Origin of the sequence: Streptomyces sp. MST-110588 (assembly GCF_022695595.1) — a bacterium.
Lineage (GTDB): Bacteria > Actinomycetota > Actinomycetes > Streptomycetales > Streptomycetaceae > Streptomyces.
In genome coordinates this window covers 6,662,501-6,679,527 of record NZ_CP074380.1, presented here as the reverse complement: position 1 = coordinate 6,679,527, position 17,027 = coordinate 6,662,501, and the positions used below count along the sequence as shown (strand labels likewise).

The following is a 17,027-nucleotide window of genomic DNA, read 5'->3' as shown; positions in this document are numbered from 1 at the left end:
TTCCGCCGTCCTGTTCAGCACGGCCGTTCCGCCGTCCCGTGAAGCCTGCCCAGAGAGAAGCGCATCACCATGAGCACCACCCGCAGCCTAACCCTGACCCGACGCGGCATCCTCGCCGCCGGCGGTGCCGTCGGAATCGGCGCACTGCTCGCCGCCTGCGGGGGCGACAAAAAGGACGCGGGCTCCTCGGGCGGCGGGGCAGCCAAGAGCGGCCCCTGGTCCTTCACCGACGACCGCGGAACCAAGGTCACCTTGGACCGTGTGCCGCAGCGCATCGTCGCCTTCACCGGCACCGCCGCCGCCCTGTACGACTTCGGCGTCGACAAGCAGGTCGTCGGCGTCTTCGGCCCGACCACCCTCAAGGACGGCACGCCCGATCCGCAGGCCGGTGACATCGACGTCAAGCGTCTGACCGTCATCGGCAACGCCTTCGGCCAGTTCGCCGTCGAGAAGTACGCGGGTCTGTCGCCCGACCTGCTGATCACCAACATGTACGAGCCGGGCGCCCTGTGGTTCGTGCCGGACGAGAGCAAGTCCCAGATCACCAAGCTCGCCAAGACCGTCGCCATCACTTCTTCCAGGAAGCCCCTGCTGAAAATCATCGAGCGGTACGCGGAGCTGGCCGGATCGCTCGGCGCGGACCTGAAGGCCAAGAAGGTCACCGACGCCAAGGCCCGCTTCGAGAAGGCCGCCGCCGAACTGCGTACGGCCGCCAAGTCCAACCCGGTCAAGGTGCTGGCCTGCTCCGGCAGCGCCAACCTTTTCTACGCCTCCAACCCGGGCGTCAACGCCGACCTCATGTACTTCAAGTCCCTCGGCGTGGACGTCATCGTCCCCGACAAGCTCGACAAGGGCGGCTACTTCGAGAGCCTGAGCTGGGAGAACGCCGACAAGTACAAGGCCGATGTGCTCCTGCTGGACAACCGCACGGCCACCCTCCAGCCCAAGGACCTGGCCGCCAAGCCCTCCTGGGCCCAACTGCCCGCGGTCAAGGCCGGCCAGATCGCGCCCTGGTCGAGCGAGCCACGCTTCTCCTACGCGGGCGCCGCACCCCTCATCGAGTCCCTGACCAAGGCCGTCAAGAACGCCAAGAAGGTGAGCTGACCCGCCGCACCGCCCGGTCACCGGTACGCACCCGACAGCGGCACCGGTACGGGCACCGGCCGGAGCACAGGTACCGGCCGACCCGAGCACAAGCGCAAGCCCGAGCACAAGCGCAAGCCCGAGCACAGGCCCCAGCCCGAACACAGGCCCCAGTACGAGCACGAGTCACGGTTCCGGGAGGTTCCTCCGCATGACCACGACCGCCGCACCCCTCACCATCCCGTTCCGCTTCTTCGACGTCCACGTCGTACGCACCAGGCGGCTCGGCCCCTCCATGGTCCGCGTCACCTTCGGCGGCCCGGACCTGGGCGAGCTGACGGCGGGCGGCCGTGACCAGCGCTTCAAGCTGTTCCTCCCGCAGCCGCACCAGGACGCCCCGGTCCTCAAGGACCGGGGCGAGGGCTGGTACACCACCTGGCGCACCCAGGACCCGGCCGAACGGGCCGTCATGCGCTCGTACACCGTCCGCGCGCACCGTGCCGACCCGGCGGAGCTGGACGTGGACTTCGCCCTGCACGGGGCCGGCCCCGCGGCCACCGATACGGGTGGCCCGGCGGCCCGGTGGGCGGCGCGGGCCGAGCCCGGCGACCGGGTCACCGTCCTGGCCCCGGTCGCAGCGGACAACGGCGGAGTCGACTTCCGCCCGCCGCCCGGTACGGACTGGATACTGATCACCGGCGACGAGACGGCCCTGCCCGCGGTGGCCGGCATCCTGGAATGGCTGCCGCCCGGCACCCGGGCCAAGGTGTGGATCGAGGTCCCGCACGCGGACGACCGACAGGAACTGCCGACCCTCGCGGACGCCGACATCACCTGGATCGTGCGCGAGGAGGTGCCCGGCGACCACCGACAGCCGCTGCTGGACGCGGTACGCGCCGCCGAGTTGCCCGAAGGCGCTCCGTACGCCTGGATCGCGGGCGAGGCCGGAACCGTCAAGGCGCTGCGCCGTCACCTCGTACGGGAGCGGGAGTTCGAGCGCCGGGCGGTGAAGTTCACCGGCTACTGGCGGCGCGGCGCCTCCGAGGAGGACCTGATCGCGGAACTGACCGCAGGCACCGCACCGTCCGACGAGGACTGAGCGCCCCCTTGCCCGGCCCCTCCCTCAGCGACGCGAAGCGGTGCGCCGCGGCGGCGCGATGCGTATCCGCTTCTCCTCGGGCGCGTTCTCGATGTCGTCGAGCTGCGCGATGATCGTGGCGCGCAACTCGTCGTAGTCCTCGAAGCGGTAGTCGTTGAACAACGTGTAGCCCGTCCACATCAGATTGGCGCACACCCGTGCCGGTACCCGCCCGGTCCGGGCGCCCATGCCGACCAGCGCCACCGACCCGATGCTGCCCGGCGCCTCCGTGTTCCGCCGGTGGATCGCCTGGAACGCGGCGGCGCACGCCAGCGCCACGTTCAGGGTCTCACTGACGTTCTGCGCGGAATGTTCCATCGTCGGCGTCGATATCAGGAACTTCGGGGTGGTCGCCCCGGACGGAACGCACACCGCGCTCCCCACCGGGAGGCTGCCCGCGAACCGGTCGCGGATCTCCCGCTGTACGCGCAGTTGGATCCCCGCCCCCAAATACCGCTTGATGGCCGCGTCGACCCCGCCGTCCATCCGGCCCCGGGAATTGGTCGGGCTGACCCAGGCGTCGACGCCCTCGTCGAGGATCGAGCCCTCGCGGATCTCGATCTCGGGGTGCTCGGCGAACGCCGCCCGCCACGCCTGAACCACCTGCGTGTTGAGGTCGGTCAGCACCACCCTGAGCGGCGGCTGCACACGGTCCACGGTCACGATTCACTCCGATCGGCAAACGGCTCTTTCCACCGCTCACGACGCTACCGCCCCCCACTGACAACGCGGGTACGGGCGGCGTCCCATGACACGCCATCACCACCGCCGGTGCGCGGACCCGGTGCTAGCCTGCCGCCAGATTTCCCTGGATTGCCCATCATTTATGTCCGTATCAGTGCGGTTTGATCATGCGGAGTCCCTCCCCAATGAGCGATGCCACCACCCCGGCCCAGCCCGACCCGAATGACGTGAATGACCCGAATGACCCGCTGGCTTTGACCGATCTGTTCAAAGGCGGTGGTGAACCATGGCTTCCGCTGCTGAAGCCGGTCATCGAGGCGCAGCCGGACGCGGCCACGTTCATCGGCCCGGGCCGCGGGCCGGAGGTCGTCCCCGTCCGCGAACTGACCTTCCAGGCGCTCAAGCCCAATCCGCCGCACAAATGGAAAGTCGTCGTCTTCGGCCAGAATCCGTACCCGCGGCCGGAGAGCGCCACCGGCATCGCCATGTTCGACAACACCTTCCACGACTGGAAAGATAGCCAGTTCGGCAGGGTCGTCAGCATCCGCTGCATCATCAAGGCGGCGGCGATGTGGAAGTACGGCATACCCAAGAAGACCCCGATCGCCGATGTACGCGCGCTTTTGAAGAAGCAGGACACCGTCCAGCCGCCGGAATGGTTCCAGGCGATGCTCACGCAGGGCGTGCTGCTGCTGAACGCGGCCCTCACCGCCGGCAGCGACGAATCGCGCGGCAACGGGTCGTCGGGAGCCGACCGGCACACCGCGTTCTGGCGTCCGGTCGCCGAGCGGATCGTCGAGGAAATCCTCAAGGCCAAGCAGAATGCCGACGAGGAGGACCGTGGTGTCGTCTTCGCGTGGTGGGGCGCGCACGCGCGCAATCTGAAAAAGGTCGTCCTGCGGCTCCAGGAGAAATACCCCGAGGTCGAGGTCCGGCACATCGACCACTGCAATCCCGCGGCGCAGGGCGACATCTTCTGCGAGGGCGACCATTTCGCCATGGTGAACGAGGCCCTCGCCTCGCTGGGCGCCGAGGAGGTCGACTGGCTGCCGAGCCGAGGGTGGAACGAGCGCGCGGCGGAGGCCGGCGCGAGCGACGGCGGCCTCGCCGAGCGCATGGGGGCGTTCATCGCCTCGACCATGGAGCTGCACCAGCTCTATCTGGAACGGCTCGCGAGCGTCAAGGACGAAGGTCTCGTCCTCCCGCGATCACCGGTGTGTTCGACACCCCGCTCATGGAATTCCACGATGCCCTCGCCCCGGTCGCCGAGCTGCTGCCCGATCTCGGCCGGCACATCAAGCTGTCGTACGAATTCGGCAAGGGGCGGGCGGACGAAGCGGCCGGCGGCCTGTCCGCCGACGCGATCGCCGCGCTTTACCTCTACACCTGCGAGTCCGGGTTCTACCGGGAGATCAACGCGGTGCTGCGTGCCCCGGACCGGACCAGAGTCCTGCCCTATCTCCCGTATCTGCGCCTGCTGTTCTCCGCGGTGTCGGGGCTTCCCGCCCGCACGGAGCCGCTGTGGCGCGGAGTATCGCTGGACCTGCGGGCGCAGTATCCGCTCGGCCGTACGGTGACCTGGTGGGGTGTGTCCTCGTGCACGCCGGAACTCGGCGTGGCCCGGGCATTCCTCGGCAGCCGCGGCAAGCGGACGCTTTTCGAGGTGATGCCCGCCCGCGCGGTGGGCATCCGCGATTTCTCCGCGTTCACCGACGAGGAGGAATTCATCCTCTCGCCGGGCACGCAGCTCAAGGTGACGGATGTGAAGACCGAGCGCGGCGGCCTGTGCACCGTAAAGCTCACCGAGCTGGAAGCGCAGAGCCTGGTGTCCTGAGCCGGCGCCGGCCCGACGGATACGAAGACCGGCCGGGCCCCGCCGGCGGCGGCCCGACGGACGGGAAGGCCGTCGGGCCCGTTGGAGACCCCTTTTCCAGCAGGTCTCCAACGGGCCCGGCGAACGCCTTCACACCCCGATCCGTGCCAGCGCCTTCCCCGCGTCCGCCGTGCAGGAGCCCTCACCGGCCGCCGTCCACGCCGCCGCGCACAGCGCCCGCAGCCCGTCCAGCGCGGCGCCTTCCCCCTCCACCACGAAGACGCCGTCCACGACCGCCGCCCGCCAGCCGCCGCACCGGAAGCCGTCGCCGTCCGCGGTCACCTCCGGCTGCGGTCCCAGCACGCCCCGCAGGTCGGCGTCCACATAGGTCGGCCGGTGCCGCGGCCCGGCGGCCAGCAGTTCGGCCGTGGTCGTCACGCCCGTCAGCACCAGCAGCGAGTCCACGCCGCCGTTGTACGCGCCCTCGATGTCCGTATCGAGCCGGTCCCCGACCACCAGGGGCCGCTTCGCCCCCGTCCGCAGCACCGTCTCCCGGTGCATCGGCGGCTGCGGCTTGCCCGCCACCTGCGGCGTACCGCCGGCGGCGATCCGTACGACCTCCACCAGCGCGCCGTTGCCCGGGGCGATCCCGCGCTCCTTGGGAATCGTCAGGTCGGTGTTGGAGGCGAACCACGGCACCCCCGCTGTACCGCGTACGCCGCCTCCGCCAGCCGCTCCCAGTCCAGCTTCGGGTCGTACCCCTGCACCACCGCCGCCGGGTCCTCCTCCGCGGAGTCCACCGGCACCAGGCCGCGCTCCCGCAGCGCCACCCGCAGGCCCCCGCCGCCGATCACCAGCACCTTCGCGCCGTCCGGTACCTGGCCGGCGATCAGCCGGGCCACCGCCTGGGCGGAGGTGATGACATCGCCGGGGCCGGTCGGCAGCCCGAGGCCGGTGAGCTGGCCGGCCACCGCGTCCGGGGTCCGCGAGGCGTTGTTGGTCACGTACGCCAGGTGCATCCCGGCGTCCCGGGCCGCCGTCAGCGACGGAACGGCGTGCTCGATGGCCCGGCCCCCGGCGTAGACGACTCCGTCCAGATCCAGCAGCGCCGTGTCGTACGCCTCGCTCAGCGGACGCCCGCACCCGCCCGGCCGCAGACGAACCCGCTCGCTCATGCCGTCCCGCTCCTTACCCACATCACCCACCCGGTTCCTTCGCATATGGTCATTTCCAGCCACATCCTGGCCGTCCCCCGATCATCCCTTATGCTTCGTCGCGACATAGCATTTCCCAATGACCAGCACCGACGGCCTCCGCCTCCACCCCTTCCGCGGACTGCGCTACGCCCCGGACCGGGTCAGCAGCCTCACCGCGGTCACCTCGCCCCCGTACGACGTCGTGGTCCGGCCCGACGGCGTACGACACCTGGAGACCGCCGATCCGTACAACATCGTCCGGCTGATACTTCCCCAGGCCGCGGACCCCGCCGCCCGCCACCGCCAGGCCGCCGACACCCTCGGCCGCTGGCGTGCCGAGGGCGTCCTGGCCCTGGACCCGGAACCCGCGCTGTACGTCTACGAGCAGCGCCGGGGCGAGGTCCTGCAGCGCGGCGTCATCGGCGCGCTGGAGCTGGACGGCCCGGTGCTGCCCCATGAGGACGTCATCCCCGAGGTCGTCGAAGACCGCGCCGCCCTGATGCGCGAGGCCGCCGCGAACTTCGAGCCGCTGCTGCTGTCCTACCGCGGCCAGGGCACCGCGACGGGCGCCACCGGCGTCATCGAGCGCGCCATCCACCGTACGCCGCTGCTCGCCACGACCACCGAGGACGGCTTCGCGCACCGCCTGTGGGCCATCACCGACCCCGCGGACCTCGCGGCCATCGACGCGGACCTCGCCCACCGGCACGCCCTGATCGCCGACGGCCACCACCGCTGGGCCACCTACCAGCGGCTGCACGCCGAACGCCGGGGATCGCACGAGGCGGCCCCGCACCGGGCACCGGCCGCGCACACCGACGACGCCGGCTCCCCCTGGGCCTCCGGTCTCGTCCTCCTGGTGGACACCTCCCGTTACCCCCTCCAGGTACGCGCCATCCACCGCGTCCTGCCCCACCTCCCCCTCGCCGACGCCCTGGGCCGCCTCGACGGTGCCTTCCGCGTCCGTACGGTCCCCGGCCCGCTGCCCGACGCCCTGGCCACCCTCCGGGACACACCCGGCAGCGCCTTCCTGCTCGCCTCCGGCCCGGACACCTTCCGCCTGCTGGACCATCCCGATCCGGACCTGCTCGCCCGTACGATCCGCGGCGACCGTCCCGAGTCCTGGCGCCAGTTGGACGCCACCGTCCTGCACTCCGCCCTGCTGGACGAGGTCTGGCGCATCCCCGACCACCCGTCCGAGATCAGCTACATCCACAACACCGAGGACGCCGTCGAACAGGCCCGACGCCACAACGGCACCGCCGTCCTGATGCGCCCGACCGCGGAGGAAACCGTCCGCCAACTCGCCCTGTACGGCGTCACCATGCCCCGCAAGTCCACTTCCTTCGGCCCCAAGCCGGCCACCGGGCTGGTCCTGCGCGTCCTGAACGACGGACGGCCCTGACCAACCCCTTCACCGCTTCGCCCAACAGATCATCCGGCCGTACGAGAGAAGTTTCCCGGGGTCCGGGGCCCCCTCGCGCACTCTGGTCACGATCAGCGGATGCTCATCGAAAAGGCAGTCCCTCTCGAAAGCCGCCCGGTCGATGCCGTCCTCGATCTCGCGCGTGCGGCCACATGGTGCGAGTGCGGGTCCCCGGCATCGTGCGCCGGCGGAGCCCGACGGCCTCCCACCCCGCGCAGCACTTAGTTAGGTTAGGCTTACCTAACCACGTCGACGACGGGCGGAATCTCCCCGTCCGCACCGGTGCGCCTGCCCCCGCGCGGTCAATCCACCCGTATCCAGGACGTGGCGAAGCCCGCATCAGAGAGGACACGTTCATGAGTCCCCTCGCGCACTCCGCCGAGGACCCGTCACCCCCTCCCGCCGCCGCGACCCGGGCGGCCCGTGCGTCCGGCAGCAGGGCGTATCTGTTCAACGGCCATACGGCCGAGGACTACCGCCGCTCTGTCGCCGCCGGTGTCGACCGCGTGGCCAAAAGGATCGCCCGTACCGACCGGCCGTTCACCGGGACCACCGCCGACCGCCTCTCCCCCGCGGTCCACGGCATCGACCTGGACCAGCCGCTGTACGACCCGGCCTCCGCCCTGGACGAACTCGAAGAGGTCTACCTCCGCGACGCCGTCTATTTCCACCACCCCGCTACCTGGCCCACCTCAACTGTCCCGTGGTACTGCCCGCCCTGGTGGGCGAGGCGGTCCTCTCGGCCGTCAACTCCTCGCTGGACACCTGGGACCAGAGTGCCGGCGGCACCCTCATAGAGCGTCGGCTGATCGACTGGACCGCGCGGCGCATCGGCCTGGGCGAGCGCGCGGACGGCATTTTCACCAGTGGCGGTACACAGTCCAACCTCCAGGCGCTGCTGCTCGCACGGGACGAGGCGGTGCGGCGCGCCCCGGGGCCGCCGGGCGGCCGTACCCCGCGCCGTACCGACGTACTTCCCCGGCTGCGCATCCTGGCCTCCGAGGTGAGCCATTTCAGCATCGAGAAGGCCGCCCGGCTGCTGGGACTCGGCGCCGAGGCCGTCATCACCGTGCCGTGCGACGGGGACAAACGCCTGCGCCTGTCCGCGCTCGCCGCGGAGCTGGAGCGCTGCCGCCGTGCGGGTCTGATCCCGATGGCCGTGGTCGCCACCGCCGGCACCACGGACTTCGGCAGCATCGATCCGCTGCCCGGGATCGCCGAGCTGTGTGAGCGGTGGGGCGTGTGGATGCATGTCGATGCCGCGTACGGCTGCGGGCTCCTGGTCTCCCGTCGCCGGGCGCTCCTGGACGGTATCGAGCGCGCCGACTCGGTGACCGTGGACTACCACAAGTCCTTCTTCCAGCCGGTGAGTTCCAGCGCGGTCCTGGTACGGGACCACGCCACCCTGCGCCATGTCACGTACCACGCCGACTACCTCAACCCGGCGCGGGCGGCCGAGCGCCGCATCCCCAATCAGGTCGACAAGTCGATCCAGACCACCCGGCGCTTCGACGCGCTCAAACTCTGGCTGACCCTGCGCGTCATGGGCGCCGACGCGCTCGGCGAACTCTTCGACGAGGTCGTGGACCGGGCCGCGGACGCCTGGAAACTCCTGGTACAGGACCCGCGCTTCGAGGTCGTCACCGAGCCGCAACTGAGCACGCTGGTGTTCCGTTACGTGCCCGCGCGCGAGGAGGATCCCGAGCTGAGCGACCGGGTCAATCTGTACGCCAGGGAAGCCCTGTTCGCCTCCGGTGACGCCGTGGTGGCGGGCACGGTCGTGAACGGCCGGCACCATCTGAAATTCACCCTGCTCAACCCGGAGACCACGCTTGAGGACATCACCACGGTCCTGGACCTGATCGCCGGACACGCCGGTGCCTACCTGGCTGCTCAGCGGCTGGAACCGGGCGAAGCGGAGAAGATGCCCGAGCCGGCGCTCAGTACCGCCGCGGGGTGACGGGGCGTCCGTACGCGTCATGGACGGCGCGCAGCCGCCGCCCGCCCCTGATCCACCCGACCACCTCTCCACCCGCCCGTCCCCGCAACGGAGACCGCGTGTCCGCACCCCATGACTTCATAGCCATCGGCCTGGGCCCCTTCAACCTCGGCCTGGCCGCTCTGACCGACCCGATCGACGAACTCCACGGCCTGTTCCTGGACGACAAACCGTCCTTCGACTGGCACCCGGGCATGATGCTCGACAGCAGCACCCTGCAAGTGCCCTTCATGGCCGACCTGGTGACGCTGGCCGACCCCACCTCCCCCTTCTCCTTCCTGAACTACCTCAAGGAGTCGGGCCGGCTCTACCGGTTCTACATCCGCGAGAGCTTCTACCCGCTGCGTGCCGAATACAACGACTACTGCCGCTGGGCCGCCGCCAAGCTGGACACCCTCCGCTTCGGCCGGCGGGTGACCTCGGTCGAGTACGACGAGAGGCGGCGACTGTACGCCGTCCACGCCGAGCGGCTTCCCACCGGCGCCCCCGAGACGTACGAGGCCCGCAGGATCATCCTGGGCACCGGCACCCCGCCCCACCTCCCCGACGCCTGCCGCGGCCTGGGCGGCGACTTCCTGCACAACGCCGACTACCTCGACGCCAAGCCCGCGCTCCAGGCCAAGGACAGCATCACCGTCATCGGCAGCGGCCAGAGCGCGGCCGAGATCTATCACGACCTCCTCCAGGACATCGACAGCCACGGCTACCACCTGACCTGGGCCACCCGCTCCCCCCGCTTCTTCCCCCTGGAATACACCAAGCTCACGCTGGAGATGACCTCTCCGGAGTACGTGGACTACTTCCACGCCCTGCCCACGGACACCCGCGACCGGCTCAACACCGCCCACAAGAACCTCTACAAAGGCATCAACTCCGAGCTGATCAACGACATCTTCGATCTGCTGTACCAGAAGAACCTGGGCGGCCCCTGCCCGACCCGGCTGCTGACCAACACCGCGCTCACCGAGGCGGCGTACGACCCCGCGTCCGCCACGTACACCCTCGGCCTGCGCCAGGAGGAGCAGGGCAAGGACTTCACCCTCACCACCCAGGGCCTGATCCTGGCCACCGGCTACCGCTACCGGCTCCCGGACTTCCTCGCCCCCCTCACGGACCGCATCGCCTGGGACGAGGCCGGCCGTTTCGCCGTGGCCCGCAACTACAGCATCGACACCCAGGGCGGCGAGATCTTCGTCCAGAACGCCGAACTGCACACCCACGGGTTCGTCACCCCCGACCTCGGCATGGCCGCGTACCGCAACTCCTGCATCATCCGTGAGCTGCTGGGCCGCGAGTACTACCCCGTCGAGAAGGCGATCGCCTTCCAGGAGTTCGCCGCCCCGGGCGGCGCGCACCCGCGACGGTCCGTGGAGGTAGCCGCCGTATGACCGGCCCGAATCCCCCGGTTTTCACCCGTACCGACCCCGGCCTGGGCACCTTCTCGCTGCGCCCGGTCGACCCGGCCGCCGACGCCCGGCTGCTGCACGGCTGGGTCACCCACCCCAAAGCCGTCTTCTGGCTGATGCAGGACGCCGGCCCGGACGACGTACGCGAGGAGTTCCTACGGATCGACGCCGACCCGTACCACGACGCCTTCCTCGGTCTGCGCGACGGCGTCCCGGCGTTCCTCATGGAGCGGTACGACCCGGCCCACCGTGAACTGGTCGGCGTCCACCGGGCCGCCCCCGGCGACATCGGCATGCACTTCCTGACAGCCCCCACCAGCACACCGGTGCACGGCTTCACCCTGGCCGTGATCACCACCGTCATGGAGATGCTCTTCGCCGACCCCGCCGTCCGCCGCGTCGTCGTGGAACCCGACGTCCGTAACACGGCGGTGCACGCCCTGAACAAGGCCGTCGGCTTCGAGGTCCAGCGGACCGTCTCACTGCCGGCCAAAGAAGCCCGCCTCAGTACCTGCACCCGCGAGCAGTTCCTGGCCGCCCGAGGAGCGACCCGATGAGCATCCCTATGAGTGACCCGATGAGCGGCCCAATGAGCCCACCCATGAGCGATCCGGTAAGTGATCCGATGACCCCGCAAGATCCGTGCGAAGCGGTGTCCCACCTCACCCCCGAGCTGTGGGCCCGCGCCAACCGGCTCCTGGTACGCAAGGCCCTCGCCGAGTTCGCACACGAGCGTCTGCTCACCCCCCAGCGGATGCCTCCTCGGGACGGCCAGGACGACGGGAGCGGGCACTACCTCGTACGCAGTGACGACGACCGGGCCGAGTACCGCTTCACCGCCCGCCGGCTGTCCCTGGACCACTGGCAGATCGACGCCGACGGCATCACCCGCCACCGCGACGGCACCGAACTCCCTCTGGACGCCGCGGACTTCGTCATCGAACTGCGCCGGACCCTGGGCCTGAGCGAGGAGGTCCTCCCGGTCTACCTCGAAGAGATCGGCTCCACCCTCTCCGGCACCGCCTGCAAACTGGCCGCCGGGCCCGCCCCCGCCGCCGAACTGGCCAAGTCCGGCTTCCAGGACATCGAGACCGGGATGTCCGAGGGCCACCCCTGCTTCGTCGCCAACAACGGACGCCTGGGCTTCGGCGTACACGAGTACCACGCCTACGCGCCGGAGGCCGCCCGCCCCGTACGGCTCCTGTGGCTCGCCGCTCGCCGCGACCGCTCGGTCTTCACCGCCGGCACCGGCCTGGATCACGACCGGTTCCTCCGGGACGAGCTGGGCGACCGCACCCTGAAACGTTTCGCCGCCACCCTGCGCGACCTCGGGCTGAACCTCTCCGACTACCACCTCATCCCCGTCCACCCCTGGCAGTGGTGGAACAAGCTCTCGGTCACCTTCGCCGCCGAGATCGCCCGGCAGCACCTGGTCTGTCTGGGGCCCGGCGACGACGACTACCTGGCCCAGCAGTCGATCCGGACGTTCTTCAACACCAGCGACCCGGCCAAGCACTACGTCAAAACGGCCCTGTCCGTCCTGAACATGGGCTTCATGCGGGGCCTGTCCGCCGCGTACATGGAGGCGACCCCGGCCATCAACGACTGGCTGGCGGAACTGATCGCGAGCGACGAGACCTTCCGGGCCGCCCGCTTCTCGATCATCCGCGAGCGTGCCGCCATCGGCTACCACCACCGGCAGTACGAGGCCGCCACCGCCAAGGGCTCCCCGTACCGGAAGATGCTCGCCGCGCTGTGGCGGGAGAGCCCGGTGCCCTCGCTGGAGCCGGGGCAGCGACTGGCCACCATGGCGTCCCTGCTGCACACCGACCCGGACGGCGGCTCCTTCGCCGGCGCCCTCATCGAGGAGTCGGGCCTGCCGCCGGAGGTGTGGCTGCGCCACTACCTGGACGCGTACCTGACACCCGTACTGCACAGCTTCTACGCCTACGACCTGGTCTTCATGCCGCACGGCGAGAACGTCATCCTGGTGATCGAGGGCGGCGTCGTACAGCGGGTGATCTTCAAGGACATCGCCGAGGAGATCGCGGTCATGGACCCGGACGCGGTGCTGCCGCCGGCCGTCGAGCGCATCCGCGCGGACGTCCCCGAGGACAAGAAGCTGCTGTCGGTCTTCACGGACGTCTTCGACTGCTTCCTGCGCTTCCTCAACGGCATCCTGGTCGCCGACGGGGCCCTGGACGAAGACACCTTCTGGCGTACGGTCGCGCGGTGCGTCCGCGGCTACCAGGAGTCCGTGCCGCACCTCGCCGACAAGTTCCGGCAGTACGACATGCTCGCGCCGACGTTCGCGCTCTCCTGCCTCAACCGTCTCCAGCTACGCAACAACAGAGAGATGGTGGACCTCCAGGACCCGGCGGGCGCCCTTCAGCTCATCGGCACGCTGGAGAATCCGATCGCCCGCTTCGCCGCCGAGGCGCGCGGCTGACGGTCGGCGACCGCCGGTGGCTGTCGCAAACGGCTGAGGGCGGGACCCCGTGTCTACGGGATCCCGCCCTCAGCTCATTCACTCATGCGTACGCGGCGGCGGAGCTGATCAGGCGTCCTGGCCCTGGTCGCCCTTGTCGCTGCTCCCGTTCTTCTCCTCGCGCTCGGCCCCGGGCGCCGGTTCCGACGGAGCCGGCGTGACCGGCTCCTGGAAGACGACGGTCGGCTCCGCGACCAGGGCGGGTTCGACGTCCCGCTCCTGGGCCCGGACGTCCTTGCGAGCCTCGTCCGAGTCCTCGGCCTCGGACTCGACGTCGGACCCGGCCTCGGACTCGGTCTCGGCGGCGGCGTCTTCCGCGTCCTCGTCCGCGTCCGCGTCCTCCGTCAGGGCGTCCGTGAACTCGATGCCGTCCAGCTCGGCCAGCCGGTCCGAGGCGTCCGTCGTCCCGCCCTGGTCGGCCTCCAGCGCCTTGGCGAACCACTCCCGTGCCTCGTCCTCGCGCCCGACCTCCAGCAGCGCGTCGGCGTAGGCGTACCGCAGCCGGGCCGTCCACGGCTGGACGGCGTTCGAGGCCAGCTCGGAGCTCTGCAGCGTCACCACCGCGGCGTCCGCCTGCCCCATGTCCCGGCGGGCACCCGCCGCGACCAGCCGCATCTCGACCTGGCCGGCCCGGTCCAGCCGCTGCACCTCGGGCTCACCGGCCATGGCCAGCGCCTTCTCCGGCCGGCCCAGACCGCGCTCGCAGTCGGCCATCACGGGCCACAGCTCGACGCTGCCCGTCATCCGCCGGGCCGCCCGGAACTCCGCCAGCGCCTCGCCGTACTTCCCGACGGCGTACGCGGCGAAACCGGCCGCCTCCCGGACCGCGGCGACCCTGGACGCCAGCCGCAGCGCGACCCGCGAGTACCCGTACGCCTGCTCCGGGTCCTCGTCCAGCGTCCTGGCCACCATCACCAGGTTCTTGGCGACGTCCTCGGCGAGCGTCTTGGGCAGGCTCATCAGCTCCTGCCGCACATCCGCGTCGATCTCGTCACCGGTGACGTCCTCCGGGATCGGCAGCCGCTTGATCGGCTCCCGGTCGCGGTCGCGGTCCCGGCCCCGGTCGTCCTGACGGTAGCCACGGCTGTCGTCACGGCCACGCCCGGCACCGTACGGGCGCCGTGCGCCCCGGCCCGCGTCGCGGCGGTCGTCCCGGCGGTCGTCGCGGCGGAAACCGCCACGGTCCTCGCCGCGGCGCGGGGCACGCTCATCGCGCGGGAAACGGTCGCCGTCACGGCGGTCGTCACGGCGGTAACCGCCACGGTCGTCGTCCCGGCGGAAACCACCGCGGTCGTCGTCCCGGCGCGGCGCACGGTCGTCACGGCGGAAGCCGCCGCCCCGCTCGTCCTCCCGGCGCGGACCGCGCGCACGGTCATCCCGCCGGTCGTCCCGGCGGAAGTCCCCACGGTCGTCCTGGCGCCGGAAGCCGCCGCCGCGCTCGTCATCGCGACGCGGTGCGCGGTCGTCCCGGCGGAAGCCACCCCGGTCCCCGTCACGGCGGTCGTCCCGGCGGAACCCGCCACGGTCCTCACGGCCCTGGTAGCCACCGCCGGCCGGCCGGCCGCCGCGGTCGTTGTCCCGGCGGTACCCACCGCGGTCGTCATCCCGGCGCGGCGCACGGTCATCGCGGCGGAAGCCGCCGCCCCGCTCGTCGTCCCGACGCGGACCACGCGCACGGTCATCCCGCCGGTCGTCCCGGTCGTTACGGAACGCAGGCCGGTCGTCGTCCCGGCGGAAGCCTCGCGGCGGGCCATCGCGCCGGTCGTCGCGGCGGAAGCCACCACGGTCGTTGTCGCGACGGTCGTTGTCGCGACGGAATCCACCACGGTCGTCGTCCCGGCGGAAGCTCCGCGGCGGGCCATCGCGCCGGTCGTCCCGACGGAACCCACCACGGTCGTTGTCCCGACGGTAGCCACCACGGTCGTCATCCCGGCGGAAACCGGGGCGATCGTCACGGCGGAAGCCGCCGCCACGCTCGTCATCGCGACGCGGTGCGCGGTCATCCCGGCGGAAGCCACCCCGGTCCCCGTCACGACGGTCGTCGCGACGGAACCCGCCACGGTCCTCACGGCCCTGGAAACCACGGTTCACCGGACGGCCGCCACGGTCGCTGTCACGGCGCTGACCTCGGTCATCACGCCGGAAGCCCCCACGGTCACCGTCCTCACGCCGCTGCGGCCGGCGTTCCGAACGATCGTCGGGAGAGTTGGTGGACATCGGCGTGACTCCTGTCTTCGGTACTGCAAACATTCTCACGCACCGACGAGTTCGGCGCGCTTCGGCAAAACAAAAAGGACCCTTGGTCCCAGCATGAACGCTGGGACCAAGGGTCCTTCCAAAGATTGTTCGGCGGTGTCCTACTCTCCCACAGGGTCCCCCCTGCAGTACCATCGGCGCTGAAAGGCTTAGCTTCCGGGTTCGGAATGTAACCGGGCGTTTCCCTAACGCTATGACCACCGAAACCCTATCGGGTTCGAGCGAACAAGCACACTTTTCAATTGATTAGTGAAACTTGGTTCAACCGACGCTGCGACTGTTCGCAACCCGGGAACCACACAGTGGACGCGAGCAACTGAGGACAAGCCCTCGGCCTATTAGTACCAGTCAACTCCACACCTTACGGCGCTTCCATATCTGGCCTATCAACCCAGTCGTCTACTGGGAGCCTTAACCCCTCAAAGGGGGTGGGAGTCCTCATCTCGAAGCAGGCTTCCCGCTTAGATGCTTTCAGCGGTTATCCTTTCCGAACGTAGCCAACCAGCCATGCCCTTGGCAGAACAACTGGCACACCAGAGGTCCGTCCGTCCCGGTCCTCTCGTACTAGGGACAGCCCTTCTCAAGACTCCTACGCGCACAGCGGATAGGGACCGAACTGTCTCACGACGTTCTAAACCCAGCTCGCGTACCGCTTTAATGGGCGAACAGCCCAACCCTTGGGACCGACTCCAGCCCCAGGATGCGACGAGCCGACATCGAGGTGCCAAACCATCCCGTCGATATGGACTCTTGGGGAAGATCAGCCTGTTATCCCCGGGGTACCTTTTATCCGTTGAGCGACGGCGCTTCCACAAGCCACCGCCGGATCACTAGTCCCTACTTTCGTACCTGCTCGACCCGTCAGTCTCACAGTCAAGCTCCCTTGTGCACTTACACTCAACACCTGATTGCCAACCAGGCTGAGGGAACCTTTGGGCGCCTCCGTTACCCTTTAGGAGGCAACCGCCCCAGTTAAACTACCCACCAGACACTGTCCCTGATCCGGATCACGGACCCAGGTTAGACATCCAGCACGACCAGAGTGGTATTTCAACAACGACTCCCCCGCCACTGGCGTGACGAGATCACAGTCTCCCACCTATCCTACACAAGCCGAACCGAACACCAATATCAAGCTATAGTAAAGGTCCCGGGGTCTTTCCGTCCTGCTGCGCGAAACGAGCATCTTTACTCGTAGTGCAATTTCACCGGGCCTATGGTTGAGACAGTCGAGAAGTCGTTACGCCATTCGTGCAGGTCGGAACTTACCCGACAAGGAATTTCGCTACCTTAGGATGGTTATAGTTACCACCGCCGTTTACTGGCGCTTAAGTTCTCAGCTTCGCAACCCCGAAAGGTCACTAACCGGTCCCCTTAACGTTCCAGCACCGGGCAGGCGTCAGTCCGTATACATCGCCTTACGGCTTCGCACGGACCTGTGTTTTTAGTAAACAGTCGCTTCTCGCTGGTCTCTGCGGCCACCACCAGCTCAGGATGCAAGACCCCTCACCAGCAATGGCCCCCCTTCTCCCGAAGTT

The 17,027-nt window shown here is 69.5% G+C and carries 10 protein-coding genes, 2 rRNA genes and 3 pseudogenes (1 of these 15 cut by a window edge); 8 read left to right on the top strand and 7 right to left on the bottom strand.

Annotated elements, in window-relative coordinates:
• Window positions 1-69 precede the first annotated feature (69 nt).
• Window positions 70-1,104, top strand: a complete 1,035-nt coding sequence (locus tag KGS77_RS29275) for an ABC transporter substrate-binding protein (RefSeq protein WP_242586140.1) — start codon at window positions 70-72, stop codon at window positions 1,102-1,104.
• A 190-nt stretch (window positions 1,105-1,294) separates the two neighbouring features.
• On the top strand, window positions 1,295-2,182 hold the full coding sequence (locus tag KGS77_RS29270) for a siderophore-interacting protein (RefSeq protein WP_242586139.1): 888 nt from the start codon (window positions 1,295-1,297) through the stop codon (window positions 2,180-2,182).
• A gap of 24 nt (window positions 2,183-2,206) precedes the next feature.
• Here KGS77_RS29270 and KGS77_RS29265 read toward each other — a convergent pair whose 3' ends face one another.
• Together KGS77_RS29265 and KGS77_RS35110 are read right to left on the bottom strand one after the other, a co-directional pair.
• Entirely contained in the window at window positions 2,207-2,884 is a 678-nt protein-coding gene (locus KGS77_RS29265) for a macro domain-containing protein (protein ID WP_242586138.1), read from the bottom strand.
• Window positions 2,885-3,056: 172 nt separating this feature from the next.
• Complete coding sequence (locus tag KGS77_RS35110) at window positions 3,057-3,581, bottom strand: hypothetical protein (RefSeq protein ID WP_347404544.1); 525 nt, start codon at window positions 3,579-3,581, stop codon at window positions 3,057-3,059.
• Here KGS77_RS35110 and KGS77_RS35105 point away from each other — a divergent pair.
• A complete protein-coding gene (locus KGS77_RS35105; RefSeq protein WP_347404543.1) occupies window positions 3,561-4,739 on the top strand; it encodes an ADP-ribosyltransferase domain-containing protein in 1,179 nt (392 codons plus the stop codon). The genes KGS77_RS35110 and KGS77_RS35105 overlap by 21 nt on opposite strands.
• Before the next feature lie 129 nt (window positions 4,740-4,868).
• On the opposite strand, the pseudogene KGS77_RS29250 reads toward KGS77_RS35105, so the two are convergent.
• Window positions 4,869-5,893, bottom strand: a pseudogene (locus KGS77_RS29250) (HAD-IIA family hydrolase).
• 118 nt (window positions 5,894-6,011) lie between these two features.
• Here KGS77_RS29250 and KGS77_RS29245 point away from each other — a divergent pair.
• The 5 genes and pseudogenes from KGS77_RS29245 (at window position 6,012) to KGS77_RS29225 (ending at window position 13,194) form a co-directional block, all read left to right on the top strand.
• On the top strand, window positions 6,012-7,319 hold the full coding sequence (locus KGS77_RS29245) for a DUF1015 domain-containing protein (RefSeq protein ID WP_242586135.1): 1,308 nt from the start codon (window positions 6,012-6,014) through the stop codon (window positions 7,317-7,319).
• Between the two features lie 377 nt (window positions 7,320-7,696).
• Window positions 7,697-9,300: pseudogene (locus KGS77_RS29240) on the top strand (aspartate aminotransferase family protein).
• A 98-nt stretch (window positions 9,301-9,398) separates the two neighbouring features.
• Window positions 9,399-10,727, top strand: a complete 1,329-nt coding sequence (locus KGS77_RS29235) for a lysine N(6)-hydroxylase/L-ornithine N(5)-oxygenase family protein (RefSeq protein ID WP_242586134.1) — start codon at window positions 9,399-9,401, stop codon at window positions 10,725-10,727.
• Entirely contained in the window at window positions 10,724-11,302 is a 579-nt protein-coding gene (locus KGS77_RS29230) for a GNAT family N-acetyltransferase (RefSeq protein ID WP_242586133.1), read from the top strand. Before KGS77_RS29235 ends, KGS77_RS29230 begins: the two co-directional genes overlap by 4 nt.
• Before the next feature lie 44 nt (window positions 11,303-11,346).
• The gene (locus KGS77_RS29225) at window positions 11,347-13,194 is read left to right on the top strand and encodes an IucA/IucC family siderophore biosynthesis protein (RefSeq protein WP_277994283.1); all 1,848 of its coding nucleotides are present in this window, start codon (window positions 11,347-11,349) and stop codon (window positions 13,192-13,194) included.
• A gap of 108 nt (window positions 13,195-13,302) precedes the next feature.
• Here KGS77_RS29225 and KGS77_RS29220 read toward each other — a convergent pair whose 3' ends face one another.
• From KGS77_RS29220 to KGS77_RS29205, 4 genes and pseudogenes are all read right to left on the bottom strand, one after another.
• The gene (locus KGS77_RS29220; RefSeq protein WP_242587761.1) at window positions 13,303-14,262 is read right to left on the bottom strand and encodes a tetratricopeptide repeat protein; all 960 of its coding nucleotides are present in this window, start codon (window positions 14,260-14,262) and stop codon (window positions 13,303-13,305) included.
• A 357-nt stretch (window positions 14,263-14,619) separates the two neighbouring features.
• Window positions 14,620-15,273, bottom strand: a pseudogene (locus KGS77_RS29215) (hypothetical protein); the annotation flags it as partial.
• A 304-nt stretch (window positions 15,274-15,577) separates the two neighbouring features.
• Window positions 15,578-15,694, bottom strand: a 5S ribosomal RNA gene (gene rrf, locus KGS77_RS29210).
• A 113-nt stretch (window positions 15,695-15,807) separates the two neighbouring features.
• A 23S ribosomal RNA gene (locus KGS77_RS29205) occupies window positions 15,808-17,027 on the bottom strand (it continues 1,901 nt past the right edge of the window).